The following is a 16168-nucleotide window of genomic DNA, read 5'->3' on the forward strand; positions in this document are numbered from 1 at the left end:
GTGGCGCTCAGCGCGCGAGCTGCAGAATGCGGGAGACCAGTTCGGCCTGGCGGTGGATGCCCATCTTCTGGAAGATGCGCGTCAGCACGAAGCGGGTGGTGCCCTCGGTCAGTCCGAGTTCGGCTGCCGCCTGCTTCACGCTGCGCCCGCCCGCCAGCAGCGCGGCCAGCCGCGCTTCGCCGGTGGTGAGGCCATAGGCGCCACGGATGACCGTGGGATCCACGGACTTTTCCTGCAGCAGCGGCTGCGCCACCACCAGCACCTGCTTCTGTGCCGGACCAAGGCCCAGCTTGTCGGCGGAGGCCCCCACCAGAGGCACGCCCCACAGCATCATCCGCGCCGTGCGGTCCTTATGGGAGATGGTGATGGGGCGCGGCTCGGCCTCCCCGTTGCCGGCAAAGCGGTGCGCCCCCTCCACCACCCCGGAGAACGCGGCTTCATCCTCCGGTGCGACTGGCTTGAGGCAACCTTGGTCGCGCACGAAATAGCTGTCCATCAGGTCCTGCCCGGATCGATTGATCTGCACCGGGTGGCGCTGTTCATCGAGAATGAACATGGGCCGGTCGACCGCCTCGAACGCAGCGGTCATGGTGGCATGCTCCGCCTGGAGCTTCGAGAACTCACAGGTGGTGCGCAAGGATTGCTCGAAGTGGCGCCCGATCATGAGATGAGTCTGCATCTCCTCGGCCTGGAAGGGCGCCCGGGACATGGCCCCATGCACCGCGAGGCAGGTGGGATTGCCCAGTTGCGAATAGATGACGGCCACCATCTGCCGGCCAAGATCGAAGCGCCGCAGGAAATCCGTGTAGAAAGGATTGCTCCTCATCTCCTCGATGGAAACAAGATCCAGGTCCCGGTACACGTCCCCCACGCGAAAGCCGGCATCCAGCCGCCCCTGCAGCCAGGGATTGTGCTGACCCCATCCTTCCTGCATGTAGGCGTTCATCGCCTCTTTCAGGCTGGGGGAATAAAGCGGCGTGGTCCAGCCACGCGCAGTCTTGGCCCACACGACCGCGCCACGCGCCCCGGCAAGCGCTGCGATGCCGTCGAGCGCCGCGGGCCAATGCTCGGGGGTGAGCGTCGCATCATAGATCCCGTGCACCACGTCGCTGAACTGGGCCAGAAGCATCCCACTCCCCTTCCCGCCGCTGGAACCACCGGCCGATGCGCCCCACTCAGCGCGTTGCGACCGTTCATCTGGATGGCCTCCAGGGCCCCCAGCGTCAAGCCTCCGGGATCGACCTCCGCCGCCACGGTCAACGCCGCAGGGACAGGATGCCCGCCACGAGATCAGACTGCCGGTGGACCCCGAGCTTCTTGAAGATCCGGTTCAGCACGAAGCGCGTGCTGCCCTCGGTCAGCCCCAGCTCGCGGGCGGCCTGCTTCACGCTGCGCCCACCGGCCAGCAGCGTGGCCAGCTTGGCCTCACCCGTGGTCAGCCCGTAGACGCCGCGGATGAGCTCCACGTCCACCAAGCGGGTCTGCTGGAGAGGCTGGACCAGGAGAAGAACGGAGCGCTGCGGCGGCATCAGGCCCAACCGGTCCGGCGGGTCCGCTGCTAGGGGCACACACCAGGCCACGATGCGATCGCTGCCGCTGCGCGCCGAGAGCCCCACGGGCGGAGGCGCATCATCGGTCAGTGCAGGGTCGGACGAACCCACGCTGCCAAGGGCGCGGCGCACCATCTCCTGAAATGCGGGCCGCTCCGCCACGGCGACCGGTTGAAGCGCCACCGACTGGGGGTCGAAATACCGACCGATCATCGGCTCGGCCGCGCGGTTGCGCCGCACGACGCGCCCCTTCTCATCAAGGATGAAGGCCGGCCGCTCGATGGCATCAAAGGCCGCCGCGGTCCGGTGCAGGGCGGCCTCGGTGTGGGCGAGCACGGTCGTGATCCGCAGGGCCTGTTCCACATGCCGGGCAAGCTGCAGGTGCGCATGCATCTCATCCGCCGCAAAGGCGCCGCGAGACTGCGGCCGGTAGGCCACCAGGCAGGTGGGCATTCCGAGCTCGGACGGAATGATCGCCACCATCAGGTTTCCGATGCCGAAACGGCGCAGGAAATTCCCATAGAAAGGGTGGCGCGGAAGCTCCGCCGGTGCCACGACATCCGTATCCTGATAGACGTGGCCGGGCTGCAAGGCGCCATCGGCGAGCCGCCGCAACCACGGGTCACGCGCCGCCCAGCCTTCCCGCACATAGGCATCGAGCACCGGCGCGATCCTCGCTGAACGCGCCGACCAGGCCCAGCCCGAAGCGGTGCGGGCATGGAGCGCCATCCCCGCGGCCCCGGTCACCGTGGCCATGCGATCCAGGGTGGCGGGCCACCGGTCCGGACTCAGAGCCGCATCATAGATGTCGCACACCACTTCGTTGAACAACGGCAAATCCATCCGAGCCCGCCTTCGGTCTCGCCCCCTCCCCGACCTTCGCGGGCGGGACACGAGCCATGCGCTTGGAGTTCTGTGCGGACGCGGGCCGGACGCATCCCGCCGCGTGCCGCTCTGCCCGTCATGCCGACCGAGCGGAAGGGCAAAGCCCGCCAGAGACCGGCTGTGACAGTTGGAAGGAGATCGATCCTCGGCGGCCGGCGCATTGGCCCGGGAGCGGGGTACGGGTCGGAACCAGAGCCCCGACCCGCCCTCCGCAACGGCCACCGGACCGCCCCCCACCGCGGCGGAGCCGGTTGCGGCCTCGCGCGGGCCTCGGCCCGCAAATGCTCAGCGAAAAGCCCCCGCGCCCGTACGCTCTCCCCGTGGCGCGGACCGCGCATGGCTGGCCACCGCGCGCCGGCGGGTCGGCGCCCGCGGCGAGAACAAGACAACGATGGGAGCACCGAAAGGCCGCAGCACGGGAACAGCACATATGGTCCGCGCGCGACCTGCAATGCGACCTGCGATGCGACCTGCAACACGACCGTGCGCCGTGCCGAACCGCGCCCCGGCGCAGACGCCGGTCATGAAGGCGCACCAGTCGACGCGGGCCCCAGAGGCGGCGCCGGACGACACGGGCAGAAGGCGGGAGCCACCTTCGCACCGCAAGCGGTGAATACGGGGGAGACCGCCGCCGCTTGGCTTTGATGCGGCCGATTCGGGTCGCTGTCGAACACGCTCGTTCTCCTCAGGCTGCACGGGGCCCATCCACACCACATCGGGATGAACTGCACCGCGCGTTACGCACCACGCAATAAATAAGAAGAAATACGCATCAACATCGCCTACACTTAATATTCATATCTCCAATTAACTACACCGCACCAGACGACGCGCGGCGCGGTTGCAAGTCACCAAATACCATCGCACTTCCAGCCGAGGTATCTCTCAAATTATATATATGGCGCCATTATTTATACAGAATGCGCTCCAATACGCGAGAAACTCGCGTGCACGGAGGCACATTGCGGGGAACACAACCTAGCGCGGCAAGAACTACCCTTGCGTGCAGCCCTATCCCGCATCCACGTGAACCGCCCCTCCCGGCCCGACACCCGGCATGCGACGGGCGCAGGCCGCCGACCGAAGACAAGGTCAGTTTGACACCTGATGATTGATATCATAGACAAATATTGACTTCTCCTCGTGCGCTGCCACTCAATTCTCGTGTGTCATGAGATATGTATTTCTCGACCTGGCGGGGCATGACGACCTCAGCCGCAGCGCCCGCACCCTCGCGCAAGATCTCGCGATGGCGGACGCGCAGGTCACCTATATCGGTGAAAAGGCCACCACCGAGGCCACCACGCCAGCGCAGGGCATCGTGGTCGACTTGCCCGGCTTCATCATTCCCGACACCACCAGTGGGGACGCGCACACCACTCTGCGCACCCTCCGCCAGGCCCGCGTCCGCGCATGGATGAGGGCCTTGCGCCCCAACGTCGTCGTGATGACCCTCACCGACGCGCTCGATGCGCAAATCGACGAGATCCTGCCCCTGTGGGATGCCGACGATGCCCAACGCGCCCGCGGCGTCGCCCTCGCCATCGGCGGCGACGGGCTCCCCCATCTCATCTTCGAGGGCCAGCAGCTTCCGGTCGAAGCCGCGCCTCTGGCCACCATGCTCATGGGCCGCCGCAGCGTGCGCTCGAGAGGCGTGACCCCTCGCCTTGTGCTGGCCACCCCTCAGACCGGCACACTGATGGAAGCGCCCCACGTGGTGGCCCACGGCGCGCTGCACGCGGGCGGCGCCATTCGCACGCTGACCGTGGCGGTGAACGGTGGCCAGCCACAGCCGCTGGAGCTGGGCCGCGGCTTTCCCGGCCCGGCACGCCCGGTGCAGGGCCCCATCGACCTGGCAGGCGAGGGGTGCCGCCGCGCGCTGCGCTTCTTCGGCACAGACGCCTGGGGCGAAACCCAGCCCTTAGGCACAACGGTCACGTGGGAGACCGTCTATCGGCCAACCACACCGCGCGTGCTGCCGCTGGCGGTGACGGCGGATCTTGAGACCGGAGAAGGACGGGCGCACCTGCGCGGTCGTCTGGCGGCGCCCGATGCCCCCGACGAAATCGGCACCCTCACGCTGGAAGCCTGGCAGGCCGGGCGCGTCTTCCCGGTCACCTTGCTCGACGATGGGCACTTCCATGCCGAATGGCCCCTGGCGGCACCGGCCGGCGTCCACCTGTGGGCGCGCGTCGCGGCGGAGCGTCGGCGGGAGGTGCATCTGTGCAGCTTCTGCACGCCGGCGCCGGGCGCGGGGGGGCATGCCTGGAGTTCACCGTCCGGCACCCACCTGATGCTGCCAGCGGATGCGCCGCCCCCCTTCATGAATGGCCGCCCTCCGCAGTGGCAGCGCATCGAGGCCGGCACTTGGCAGGGGTTCCTTCCGACCGCCCTCGATCTGCTGATCTGCGAAACGCCCACGCGGTCCGGCCCGTGGTCGGCGTGCACCGTGGTGCCGCACCCCCTGGTGCCGCGCCAGACCTACCTGCAGGCGCGGCGGCAAAACCGCACCATTCACCTCACCCATGCGGACGGCCGCACCCAGACCGTCCATCCGCTGCGGATCGACGTCACGGCGCACGGCTGGACACTGGTCGTCCGGCGCGGCCTCGCGGTCGAGGATGTGCCGCTGGGCGATGTGGTGCATATGGTCGAGGGCGAACGGCACTGGAGCGCGGCCGCCGATGAGGCGGTCACCGGTGAATGGCGGGCGCGGGCGCGCCGCCTGCGGCATGCGCCGGCCCCGGCGCGCGCGGAGCATCCCACCCCCACCCTGCTGCCGCTGCCCGAGACCGCCCGCCGGCCGGCACCGGCCCTCGTCGATCAAGTGGTCCTGATCCGCCCCGGCGCCTTCCCCACCGACGATCTCTACGTTCTGCAACCGCTGGGGCCCCTGCTCGCCACCGCCGGCATCCCCCTCGTCATCCCCACCGGCGAAGAACCGCCCTCCGCCTTGCCGCCGCTGACCAACCGCACCGTGGTGGTGGTCTCGCGGGAGGCGGGCCCCGCCCACCTGGCGCGGCTCATGACCAGCGATGCCTTTGTCATCTATCTCATCGACGACGATATCGCGGCGGCGGCGGACTCCCTCGGCCTGTCAGAAGAATTCCGACGACGAATGCAGGAACTCCTCGCTTCGGACGTGCGGCCGCTGCTGCAGCGCTGCGACCGGCTTCTGGTCACCTCTCCGGGCCTCACCGCGCGCTATGCCAGCGCGAAGACGAGTTTCATCCCACCGCCCTACATGCGCACGCCGGCGAGCATGGCGCATCTGTCTGCGCCGGAGGCCATCCGCCTGTCCTATCAGGGCACGGATTGCCACCGGGAGGACATCGAATTCCTCGCCCCGGTGCTCGCCCGCCTGCTGGCGCGCCACGACACGCTCCATGTGAGCGTCTTCGGCCGACAGCTGCCGGAACCCCTCGTCGGCCACCCCCGGGTGGAGCAGATCCGGCCCATGGGCTGGGATGATTATGCGGCGTTCGTCGCCGCCAACCCGGTGCATATCAGCATCGCCCCCATGCTCGACACCCCCTTCAATCGCGGCAAGTCCGTCGTGAAGGTGCTGGATGCCGCCTCCCTCGGCGCGGCGGGCGTGTATTCGGACGTTGCGCCGTTCAATGGTGTCGTCCATCACGACATGGATGGTCTGCTCGTCGCCAACGATCCCGACACCTGGGAGGCCACCTTGGATGCCCTCATCGCCGATCCGACGCGGATCGCCACCCTCGCCGAGGCGGGTCAGGCGCTGGCCCGCAGCCTGGGCGCCATGGATCATGCCCGCAATGTGTGGCGCGACCTGCTTGGCACCGCGCTGAGCGGCCGCGCCCCCCGCGCGGACGAAGTCGCCGCTCGTCAGCCATCCCCAATGGAGCCGTCCGCATGATCCCGCGTCCGTCACGGAGCGCCGCAGCGTGGGCCGCCATCCCTGGAACGGGGAGCCCCGTTCTCCGCCGGCGCCACGCCGCCGGCCAAGAAGCCCAACGCCCATGAACCCGCCTCTGCCGCCCGCCGCCCCTCGCCTCGCCCCCCTCGCCCCCTTCGTGGTCTGCGCCTTTCCCGGCTCCGGCGTGGATCATCTGCTTGCCGCGCTGGTGGGCGCGCCGGGGCTCGACGTGCGCCCCCCACGGCCGCTTCTCGCCTCAAGTCCCGACCCTTCGCCCACCGGCGCCGCGCGCGTCGTCACCCATGGCTGGATGCCCGCCCCCGTGGCGCCGGGGCTGGCCTTGATCCGCAATCCCTTCCACGTGGTGGCGGACCTCAGCGCCTCGCTTCCAGCTGATCCGGACAAGGCGTCAGCCGCGCGCATGGCGCTGATCACCGCGATTTCCCGCACGCTGTTCGAGGCGCCGGCCGCCGATTGGGCCCCCGATGCCATGGGCTTCGCGGCGGTGGTCACGAGCCTGTGGGCGCGCCATGTCCGCCAGCTACTCGACAGTGGATGGCCGGTGCTCCAGCTGGAGCAATTCTGCTTCGCCCCGGAGGCCTGGACCGCTCGCATCGTTGCCAGCGCCAGCACCGGAGCAACACTGTCGACGGCCGACGCCACGGCCCTCACGCTGCCACCACAAAGCCTGCAGACACCCGACGATCCGCTCCGCCCCTCGACCGCCGAGCGCGACCTCATCGCGCTGATCGCCGGACCGACCCTTGAGGCCTGCGGCTATCGCCTCTCCCAGGACAGCCTCGACGTACAGCCGCCGCAGGTGGCCGCCGCACTGCCGGAAGGCGCGACCCGCGTCCTCGACGCCCAGTTGCAGACGCAACGCGCCGTGCTCGAAGGCATGGAAACGCGGACGCTGGAGGCCATCGCCAAGGTCCAGGCCCGGGAGCGGACCGTGGAGATCCTGAGCCGCATGGCCAATGACCTGTGCCGGCAGCAGGAGGCGATGGTGAAGCAGAACCACCGCGAACTGACCAGAGCGCAGGCCGACCTTGCGCGAGCGGAAACCCACCTCGCCCAGCAGCAGGCTCATGCCGACACGCTTTATCGCAATCTCGTGGCCGTCGCCGACAGCCATCTCACTTTGGCCGATCTCACCCGCGATCCCGCCCCACCGGCATTTGTCCGGTGCGACGATCATGTGATCGTGGTGGACCACGCCAAGAGCGCCAAAGCGACGATCAGCCTGCAGGTTCCATGGAAATGGGCCAGCAGCTGGCTCGTCCTTCTTGAGATCGAGGTGGAAGCCGGCGCGAAGGCCGCGCCACCACCCCTCACGCTCTCCTACCGGAGCGGCGGCAAAGACCTCAGCCAGGACGCCGCGCTGAGCGCCGGCCGCAATCATCTGCAATGCCTGGTGACGGCGCCGAACCTGTCGACGCCACTTCGCCTGATGGTGCCTCCGCGCCCGCAGACCTACCGCATCCAGAACATGGCGTTGGTGCCGTTGGCACCGACACCGAAGGACGATCACACCGCCAGCGGCCGCAGCGGGCTTGCCAGATATCTGCGCCCGCTCTCCCTCGCGGGCCGGCTCTCCCGCCGCTGAACCGACGCAACACCCGCCGGGACCATCGCCCCGGCGGGTGCGGGCACCTCAGCCCTTCACGACGGGACTGTAGCCCTGACGCAGCGCCGACAGGAGCGGCGCCCCCACGTCGAGATGCCCCTTCACCAGATCAGCCGGCGTCAGAGCCAGCCACTGGTTGAGAGAGATGTCCTTATACTCTCCCTTGCTGAACACGTTCAGCACACGGATGGGCTCGTCGCTGGTGTTCTCGATATAATGAGCCAGGGTCTTCGGCACATAGCCCACATCTCCGGAGGAGAAGTCGAACGTTCGGGCGTTATTGACGGCGTCAAATACCGTCATCCGGGCCTTTCCGCCGAGGTAATACTGAATCTCGTCCGCGTCGGGATGCCAGTGGATCTCGCGCATGGCACCCGGTTCCAGATCGATCACCAGGGCCGCCATGTTGGTGACGGGGAACTTGCGCGAATCGATGATCTTGGTGCCGCCACCGGCGAAGGCATTGGTGGGCACCTCGGCTCCGCGAAACACGTATTTTCCGGTCATCGACACCGCACCGAGCTGCTGGCGCACCTCTTCGAGCGGCCCCGGCACCGGCATGCGGAAGATGTACTTCTCCGCCGCGGGAATACCGTCGAACGCGCTCTGCGGCACACCGAAATTCTTCGCCAGCACGTCGCGCGGGGTGTGCGCGAACAGCTCGGTCACAAGCAGTGTCTGGTTCTCCGAGAAATTGCCGTCGTTGAACACGAGGACGAACTCGGTCCCCTCCTCCAGGCCCTGGATGGCATGGGGGAAGCCCGCCGGGGCGAGCCACAGATCGCCGGGGCCGAGGTCTTCCACCAGCACCTGGCGCTGATCGTCCACCAGGTAGAAGCGCACGCGCCCCTGCACCACATAGGCCCACTCCGCCTCCTTGTGCCAATGCAGCTCGCGCACCACGCCCGGCCCCAGGCGCATATTGACCATGGCGAGCTCCTTCAGCGCGCCAAGCTCGCGAATGGTCACCTCACGGGCCCAGCCGCCGTCTTCCAGGCGATTGTGCGCCATGGCGAACGGAAACTTGAGGTTGGGAATGCCTCCGTTGTCGGTGGCGGGCGGAATGAGAATGTCCGGGTTCAGCGCTTCCACAGCCGGATTGCGGGGGCCGACGATGGTCGCGCCCTTGGTGCCCACGATCGGCTCAACCGGATCGGTCATCGAAAACTCCTGTCTGGTAAGATGGAAGAAGGCCTGTCCCAAGTGCGGACAGGCCCGACGATGTCACCCGCGGGCCTGTGCCGTCATCATGTCATGCCAGTGGCGCGCGCCTCAACCGATCAGCCCGCCGGATGTGGGATCGGCGGAAGCCTTGCGACGCATCGCCAGCACGGCGAGCACCAGGGCGATTAAGGCGGACAGATAGAGCGAGCTGTGGTCGCTCACCCGCAGATCAACAAAGAAGCCCAGCGCGCCGCCACCGGCAAAGCCGATGAGCACCGAGAAGAACACCCCCGCCCACATCATGTTCGGCTCGCCATTGATGCCGGTTTTTCTGAACAGGCCCTGCACCAGGAAATTGAACGCCATCTGCACCACGAAGGTCACGGCGACATTGCCGTAAAGCATGCCGTGGTTCTTGTGGAAGGCATTGCCCTGCGCGCCCGCCACGAAGCTGACGCCGTAGGCCACCAGGTGCGGATCGACCAGCCCCATCTGCGAGGCGATAGCGAACGCCACCAGAGCCAGCACCTCGAACCACAGCACCACCGGCGTGAACACCTGCCCGTGCCGCAGCCGATCCGTCATCAACACGCCGCACGCCGCTGAGCCAAGGCCGAACGCCAGCACCGAGCCGAAAGCGAAGACGAAGGCCGACCAGTCACCCTGGACGAGGCGATACCCCGATTGGACGACATTGCCTGATTGCACCGTGGCGAAGGTCTCCGCGTGGGCGAGGGTCCAGGCGTTCATCAAACCGGCCATCACCGCCAGAAGGAAACCGACGCTGCGGTGCTCCATCAGTGGAAACCGGATCGTTTCGGGATGCTCCTGAAAAATTGCGATCGCCACCCGTGCCCCTCCTCGACGTGAACGCCCAACCCCACGCAAGCGCCCGGCGCGCACCGGCAACCCACAGTCGTCGTGCCATCGGCAGCCGCGCGCTGCTTTCGGCCGAAGAGTCCACACGCCGGCAGAAAGAGGCATGACATGGGGACGACTCAGAAGAGTGCGGAGAAGACCTGCCTGCCGTGACAAACAGCGTTAAAGCTACCGAAAAGCCCTTGACGAACAATATCCCAAATCGGATACAGTAGAAGCGCAGGCGAGTGGAACTATGAGATGACACCCCACATTCATCTATACATATTATAAATCTGATATGAGATAATTTCCCGTCGCAGAGTCGCCCGCGTATAGCGCAGCGAAGACATCTAAAACCATCAATATAAAAAATATATCGGCGCCATAAGAGCATGAATTCATTCAGCGAGGCCATATATTTTACATACGATGCCGCTATAAATCCGGATCTTTGGCCGGAAGCGCTATCGAAGATAGGCGCACTTTTTGATGCGGAAGGCGCCGTCGTCATATTTTATAAGAATTGCGCGCCTGCGGATTTCATTTTTTCCGACAACCTCACCCATGCGGTTCGCGTCTACATGGATGAGGAATGGTGGCGTCAGGACATTCATGCACAGCGCGCGATCGAAAGCCACCTGACCAGCGGCGACGTCTTCAGCGATTTCACCATCGCCACCAAACAGGAAATCGAGACGCTGCCCATCTATGTGGATTTCTTTCGACGGGTCGGCTTCGGCTGGCTGATGTCCACCGTGATGCTGCCGGATCTCGACATGCTCGTCGCGCTGTCGCTGCCGCGCGCAAAAGCGAAAGGCCCCTTCAAGGCGGAGGAGATGGCCACCCTGCAGGCCATCGGGCGCCATGCGGAACAGGCACTGCGGATCTCCCTGCGCATCGCCAATCTCGAAGCGCGGGAGACCGTCCTCATCGCCGCCCTCGACGCCATGGAGGTCGGCATCTACGGCCTCGCAGCAGACCAAACCCTGGTGCTGGCCAACCTCGCCGCGCGGGAGCAGATCCCCAATCACTTCACCACCGACGAGAGACGCCTCGTCCCTGTCGGCAAGGAGGACCGCGGCCGCTTCCAGGCCTTGACCACGGCCGCCCACATCAGCATGGCCGACACCACCCCGCCGCAGTCCTGCGCCCTCACCGGGCTGAACGGGCAGCGCATCATCGTCACCGCCCTGCCGGTCACCGATTTGGGGCGCGAGCGCATCGGCCTTGATGCGGGCACCAGCACCTTGCTGATCGCCCAGCCGGTGGAGCGCCAGCACATGGTGGACCCCACCGCCCTGCGCGACGTCTTCGGCCTCTCCCTCGGCGAGGCACGGCTGGCGGCGCTGATCGGAGGCGGCTTGCCGGTGCGCGAGGCGGCGGGCAAGCTCGGGATCACCGAAGGAACGGCGCGGATCGTGCTCAAGCGGGTGTTCCGCAAGCTCGGCGTGAACCGGCAGGCGGAGCTGGTGCTGCAGATTTCCAGCCTCTGCGGCCGCTGATCCGCGATCGGCCGATCAGGCGAGGCCCGTTGGCGCCCGCCCCTTGGGAGAGGACTTGATGCCGGCCTGGGCCAAGGTGCGCTCCAGCAGCTGGCTGTAGATCGGCCGGCCACCGCACCATTGGGCCATCAGATCGGCGGTGACACAGGTCACCATCAGCGGCAGCGCCAGCGCATAGGAACCGGTGAGCTCCAAGGTCAGCGCCACGCCAACGATGGGCGCCCGCACCGAGGCGGTGAACAGGCCCCCCATGGCGACGATGGCAAACGGCAATGCGGAGATTCCGGCGTCGGGCAGGATCTGCTCAAGGGCGCCGCCGAAAGCGAAGCCGACGCAGGCGGCCAGGGTGAGGATCGGCGCGAAGATGCCACCGGGCACGCCGCTCGAGTAGCTGCCCACCATAGTGAAGAAACGGATCAGGCCCAGCACCAGCAGGCCGGTGACCGCCATGTTCTCGCGCGCCAGCTCAAGGATGATGCTCTCCCCGCCGGTGACTGATTTCGGCGCCAGAATGAACAGCGCGCCCACGGCCAGACCGATGGCTGCCGGATAGACGTAGGGGGCATGGGGGAAGCTGCGCCCATTGAAGTTCACCATGGCCATGATGGCGCCGTTCAAGGCGACGCCGATCACCCCCAGCACGACTCCCAGCAGGAGAAAGGCCGGCAGCAGCTGCAGCGAGGCGCCGACCACCGGCAGCGGCAGATCCGGGCCGGTGCCACCGATGAGCTGGGTGACCAGGGTCGAGGCGGCGGAGGCGAAAATGACGCCGAGATAGGTGCGAAACGTGTAGGGAAACTCCTTGTGGGTCTCCTCGATCACGAACAGCACTGCGGCCACTGGCGCGTTGAACGCGCAGGCAAGTCCAGCCGCCGCGCCCGCCGCCAGCAGGCCGCGCCGCTCCAGCTCGCTGGTGCGGCTGGCTTCCGCCACCGCGGCGGCCGCCGATGCGCCCATATGAATGGTCGGCCCCTCACGCCCCAGCACCAGCCCGGAGCCGATGGCGATGAGACCGGCGAAGAACTTCACCGGCAGAACCCGGCGCCAACGCACCTCGCGCAGGCCTTCCATCGCCCCTTCGATCTCCTGCACGCCGCTGCCACCGGCCTCGGGCGCCACATGCCGCACGATGAATACCGCCACCACCGCACACACCATGGAGATGGCCGCCGCAGCCGCCACCAGCCACCAGCCATCCACATAGTGCCGCAGCAGCCCAGGCCACAGCACCGCCTGGTCGATGAGAAGGTGGAAGATGGAGCCCACGAAGCCCGCCAGTGCGCCGGTGAGCACCGCCAGCACCACATAGCGCGCCTCGCCGGGCCGATCGCCGGGCTGGCCCTGCGCCAAAAGATCTTCGTTCATGCGCCTCTCGCCACTCCACCGTCTGTGCTGCCCCACTCGGTCGGCCGGAAGCGGCTGGCACCCCCGATCCGCTCGATCACAGCCGCGTCGTCACTGACAGGACACACTCCCGAGCGGAGCGCAGAAGACGACTCTCTTGCCCGCGATTGCGCGCCACGCCCAAGTTTGCGGAGCACGGCCCGGATTGCAACACCACCCGCCGCGGAAATCCGCAAGGTCCAATCCGTGTTCGCCGTGACACGTGCGAGGAGGCCGGGCAAGCTCCCAAACAGGAGCATCCGCCGGGCGACGACGACCGCGCGCCGGAACTTGACGAAGAGGCGGGAAGCAGGCAGCCCTGAGAGGTGGGCATCAGCGGTTGCCCATCCCCTCTCTCCAGCCCCGGCCGTCATGCAACCCGCTCCCCTTCCCCGGCCCGCGCAGGATCGGCCCGCCCTCGCCAGCCCCCTGCTCGCCTGGCAGGTGCTGACGGCTGGCATCTGCGCCCTGGTGCTCACCGTCGGCCTCGCCCGGTTCGCCTACACACCCATCCTGCCCCTCATGAAGGCTCAGGCCGGGCTGAATGATGCGGCCAGCGGCTGGTTGGCGACCCTGAACTACGCCGGCTACATGGCCGGCACCCTCTATGCGGCGGTCCTGCACGATGCCCGCCGTCGGCTGCTGCTGTATCGGCTGGCGCTGATCGTGGCAGTGCTGTCCACCGCCGCCATGGGGCTCACCGTGAACCCCTGGCTGTGGGGCGCGCTGCGCTTTCTCGGCGGCCTCACCAGCGTCGCCGGCATGCTGCTCGGGTCCGGCATGGTGCTGGCGTGGCTGGTGGAACATGGCCACCGTCCCGAGCTCGGCATTCATTTCGCCGGAATGGGCCTCGGCCTCGCCATTTCCGGGGTTGCCGCGAGCTGGATGGCCGGTTCGCTGGATTGGAGCAGCCAGTGGCTCGCCCTGGGCGCATTCGGCCTCGTGCTGCTGCTGCCGGCCTGGATCTGGATGCCCGCGGCCCTCCAGCCGCGCGCCACACCGACGCCGGCCGGCCCGCCGCTCCAACCCGCCGTGAAGGGGGGGCTAGCCATTGGCGACCTGCTCTTGCCGGTCGCCTATTTCTGCGCCGGCGTGGGCTATGTGGTCACCGCCACCTTCCTGGTGGCGGCGCTGGCGCAGCGGCCGGATGTAGGCGGGTCAGGCAATCTGGTGTGGATCGTGGCGGGCCTTGCCGCGACTCCCTCGGTGTGGCTGTGGGACCGGGTGGCGCGCGGAACCGGCCAGCTCGGCGCGCTGCAGCTGGCGTATCTGGTGCAGATCGCCTCCTTCGTCGTTCTGCTGTTCGGCCCAGGGCTTATCGGCGCGCTGCTGGGCGCGATCCTCTATGGTGCCACCTTCATGGGCATTGTCGGGCTGACCCTGGCCTATGCCGGCCGGCAGGCCCTCGCCAACCCGGCGCGGGCCATGGCCCGCCTCACTTTAAGCTATGGTCTGGGACAAACCGCGGCTCCCGCCGTCGCCGGCTGGCTGGTGGCCCGCACCGGCGGCTATCAGGCGCCCCTGATCCTCGCCGGCCTCACCATGGCAGCGGGCATCGTGCTGTTGATGCTGCTGGCCCGCCAGCCGGCCCGGCGGCCCCACGCCTAGACGCGCTCCTCAGCCGGCGGCCGGTGTGCCGGCCAAGCGGCTCGGCAGCAATTCTCCGGCGCGGGTAAGCACCGGATAGGCGGCGGCCGCGACCACGTGGGAGTTGATGAGCTTGAGGTCGCGCACGATGTCGATGTGCAGGAAGCTCGCATCCGCCTGGGCGGCGAGGCCCTGACGCAGCCGATCGAAGTGCAATTGGGCGGCCTCGCTCTCACTCTCGCGGAAAGCGGACTTCTCCAGCGCCAGCAGGCGCGCGGCCCGCGCGTCCCCGGTCATGAACAGGGAGGCGGCCAGCCTCACATTGGCCTTCAGCCGCTCCAGCAGCTTCACCAGTTCACCTTCCTCGGCCGATGAGAAGGCGATGCCGCGGCTGAGGCGCTTGGCGGCGTCGGTCATCAGCCGCCCGCTCACCACATCCGCCGCCTGCTCCATGTTGGCGGCGAAGGCGAGAATCTCGTCCACCCGCCGGCGATCGGCGGGCGCCAGCTCGTCGGGATCGAGGCCGGCGAGATAGCTGCGGATCTCGCGGTTCAGGCGATCGAGCACATCATCACCACTGCGGCCCTCGGCGATCTGGTGGCGCGCCCCGCCGATCAGCGCCGCGCGCGCCCGATCGAGCATCTCGTCGAGCGCGTCGGCCAGGCGCAGCGCCTCCCGCGCGGCAGCACCCAGCGCCACCACCGGTGTATCCCCGGCGGCGGAGGCCAGATAGCGCGGCCGCGCCGGATCCGCCGGATCCTCCCGCGCCGGATACAACCACTCCAGCAGCCGCGCGAAGGGCCCCAGCACCGGCAGGAAGGCGAGCGCCGTGGCGATGTTGAACAGGGTGTGGAAATCGACGGCGGCCCGCCCCGGGTCCGGCTGCCACCGCACCATGGCCTGGCCGAGCGGCTCGAGCAGCGCCAGCCCCAGCGCCACACCGGCGCCCCGGTTGATGAGATTGCCGATGGGCAGCCGCATGGCGGTGGGATCCTCCTTGCCCATGGCCTCCAGCACCGGCGCGATGGCGCTGCCGAGGTTGGCGCCCAACACCAGCGCCAGGGCGGCGTTGGGGGGCACCGCCCCCTGGGCGGCCAGCGACGCGGTGATGAGCACCACCGCCACGGATGAGTGCACGGCCCAGGTGAGCACCGCCGCCAGCAGTACATCGAGCAGCGGCACGGTGGCCACCGCCCCCAGCAACATGCGGATGCTGGGGGCATCCTCCAACGGCCGCAGCAGATCCACCAAATGATGGAGCGCAAGCACGATCAGCCCCAGGCCGATGGCGACCCGACCGAGATCCCGCATGGCGCTGCCGGCACCGCGGCGGAACATGATGAGGCCGGAGAGGATGGCCGCCGGCGCCAGCGCCGTAACATCGAACGACAGCGCCTGAACAATGAGCGTGGTGCCGATATTCGCGCCCAGCATCACCGCCAGCGCCGGCACCAGCGCCACCAGCCCGGCAGCGGCGAAGCCCGAGACCATCAGCGCCGTGGCGGTGCTGCTCTGCAGCAGGGTGGTCACCAGGGCGCCGGCGAAGAAGCCCTGCAGCGGTCGCCGCAGCGCCCGGCCGAGAATGACCTTGAGACGGGGCCCCAGCGCCCGCAGCACGCCGCTCTGCACCATGTGGATGCCCCACAGCAGCAGTGCGGCGAAACCCGCGAGATCGAGCAGGGTCACGGAAAAGCTCATGACGCACCTCCTCCCGTGGGCCCCG

At 67.9% G+C, this 16168-nt stretch carries 10 protein-coding genes; 4 read left to right on the forward strand and 6 right to left on the reverse strand.

What is annotated here, in order from left to right:
- Positions 1–7: 7 nt before the first annotated feature.
- Complete coding sequence (locus MEU52_RS05705; RefSeq protein ID WP_238119196.1) at positions 8–1129, reverse strand: helix-turn-helix transcriptional regulator; 1122 nt, start codon at positions 1127–1129, stop codon at positions 8–10.
- 127 nt (positions 1130–1256) lie between these two features.
- Positions 1257–2393 carry a helix-turn-helix transcriptional regulator gene (locus MEU52_RS05710; protein WP_238119194.1) on the reverse strand — a complete coding sequence of 379 codons (1137 nt, stop codon included), beginning with the start codon at positions 2391–2393 and terminating at the stop codon, positions 1257–1259.
- A gap of 1213 nt (positions 2394–3606) precedes the next feature.
- On the opposite strand from MEU52_RS05710, the gene MEU52_RS05715 reads away from it, so the two are divergent.
- Positions 3607–6321 carry a hypothetical protein gene (locus MEU52_RS05715; protein WP_238119192.1) on the forward strand — a complete coding sequence of 905 codons (2715 nt, stop codon included), beginning with the start codon at positions 3607–3609 and terminating at the stop codon, positions 6319–6321.
- Positions 6322–6424: 103 nt separating this feature from the next.
- Positions 6425–7927, forward strand: a complete 1503-nt coding sequence (locus tag MEU52_RS05720) for a hypothetical protein (RefSeq protein WP_238119183.1) — start codon at positions 6425–6427, stop codon at positions 7925–7927.
- A gap of 48 nt (positions 7928–7975) precedes the next feature.
- Here MEU52_RS05720 and MEU52_RS05725 read toward each other — a convergent pair whose 3' ends face one another.
- Positions 7976–9109, reverse strand: coding sequence for a cupin domain-containing protein (locus tag MEU52_RS05725; protein WP_238119181.1), 1134 nt, complete (start codon positions 9107–9109; stop codon positions 7976–7978).
- A 111-nt stretch (positions 9110–9220) separates the two neighbouring features.
- Positions 9221–9961: a YoaK family protein gene (locus tag MEU52_RS05730; RefSeq protein ID WP_238119179.1), complete on the reverse strand. Its 741-nt coding sequence runs from the start codon at positions 9959–9961 to the stop codon at positions 9221–9223.
- A 593-nt stretch (positions 9962–10554) separates the two neighbouring features.
- On the opposite strand from MEU52_RS05730, the gene MEU52_RS05735 reads away from it, so the two are divergent.
- Positions 10555–11475 (forward strand): helix-turn-helix transcriptional regulator, encoded by a 921-nt coding sequence (locus MEU52_RS05735; RefSeq protein WP_238119177.1) that lies wholly within the window; start codon positions 10555–10557, stop codon positions 11473–11475.
- A gap of 15 nt (positions 11476–11490) precedes the next feature.
- On the opposite strand, the gene clcA is transcribed toward MEU52_RS05735, so the two are convergent.
- Entirely contained in the window at positions 11491–12840 is a 1350-nt protein-coding gene (gene clcA, locus MEU52_RS05740; RefSeq protein ID WP_238119175.1) for a H(+)/Cl(-) exchange transporter ClcA, read from the reverse strand.
- Positions 12841–13230: 390 nt separating this feature from the next.
- Here clcA and MEU52_RS05745 point away from each other — a divergent pair, with 390 nt between their 5' ends.
- A complete protein-coding gene (locus tag MEU52_RS05745) occupies positions 13231–14466 on the forward strand; it encodes a YbfB/YjiJ family MFS transporter (protein ID WP_238119173.1) in 1236 nt (411 codons plus the stop codon).
- 9 nt (positions 14467–14475) lie between these two features.
- Here the strand turns inward: MEU52_RS05745 and MEU52_RS05750 are convergent, their stop codons facing one another.
- Entirely contained in the window at positions 14476–16143 is a 1668-nt protein-coding gene (locus MEU52_RS05750; protein WP_238119172.1) for a Na/Pi cotransporter family protein, read from the reverse strand.
- Positions 16144–16168: the final 25 nt, after the last annotated feature.

The organism is Xanthobacter sp. NM-25, from assembly GCF_022138605.1.
GTDB lineage: Bacteria > Pseudomonadota > Alphaproteobacteria > Rhizobiales > Xanthobacteraceae > Xanthobacter.

Bases quoted from the DNA above. Each gene is read 5' to 3' on its own strand.
- MEU52_RS05705 (WP_238119196.1), bottom strand. From the start codon at position 1,129: ATGCTTCTGGCCCAGTTCAGCGACGTGGTGCACGGGATCTATGATGCG.
- MEU52_RS05710 (WP_238119194.1), bottom strand. From the start codon at position 2,393: ATGGATTTGCCGTTGTTCAACGAAGTGGTGTGCGACATCTATGATGCG.
- MEU52_RS05715 (WP_238119192.1), top strand. From the start codon at position 3,607: ATGAGATATGTATTTCTCGACCTGGCGGGGCATGACGACCTCAGCCGC.
- MEU52_RS05720 (WP_238119183.1), top strand. From the start codon at position 6,425: ATGAACCCGCCTCTGCCGCCCGCCGCCCCTCGCCTCGCCCCCCTCGCC.
- MEU52_RS05725 (WP_238119181.1), bottom strand. From the start codon at position 9,109: ATGACCGATCCGGTTGAGCCGATCGTGGGCACCAAGGGCGCGACCATC.
- MEU52_RS05735 (WP_238119177.1), top strand. From the start codon at position 10,555: ATGGATGAGGAATGGTGGCGTCAGGACATTCATGCACAGCGCGCGATC.
- clcA (WP_238119175.1), bottom strand. From the start codon at position 12,840: ATGAACGAAGATCTTTTGGCGCAGGGCCAGCCCGGCGATCGGCCCGGC.
- MEU52_RS05745 (WP_238119173.1), top strand. From the start codon at position 13,231: ATGCAACCCGCTCCCCTTCCCCGGCCCGCGCAGGATCGGCCCGCCCTC.
- MEU52_RS05750 (WP_238119172.1), bottom strand. From the start codon at position 16,143: ATGAGCTTTTCCGTGACCCTGCTCGATCTCGCGGGTTTCGCCGCACTG.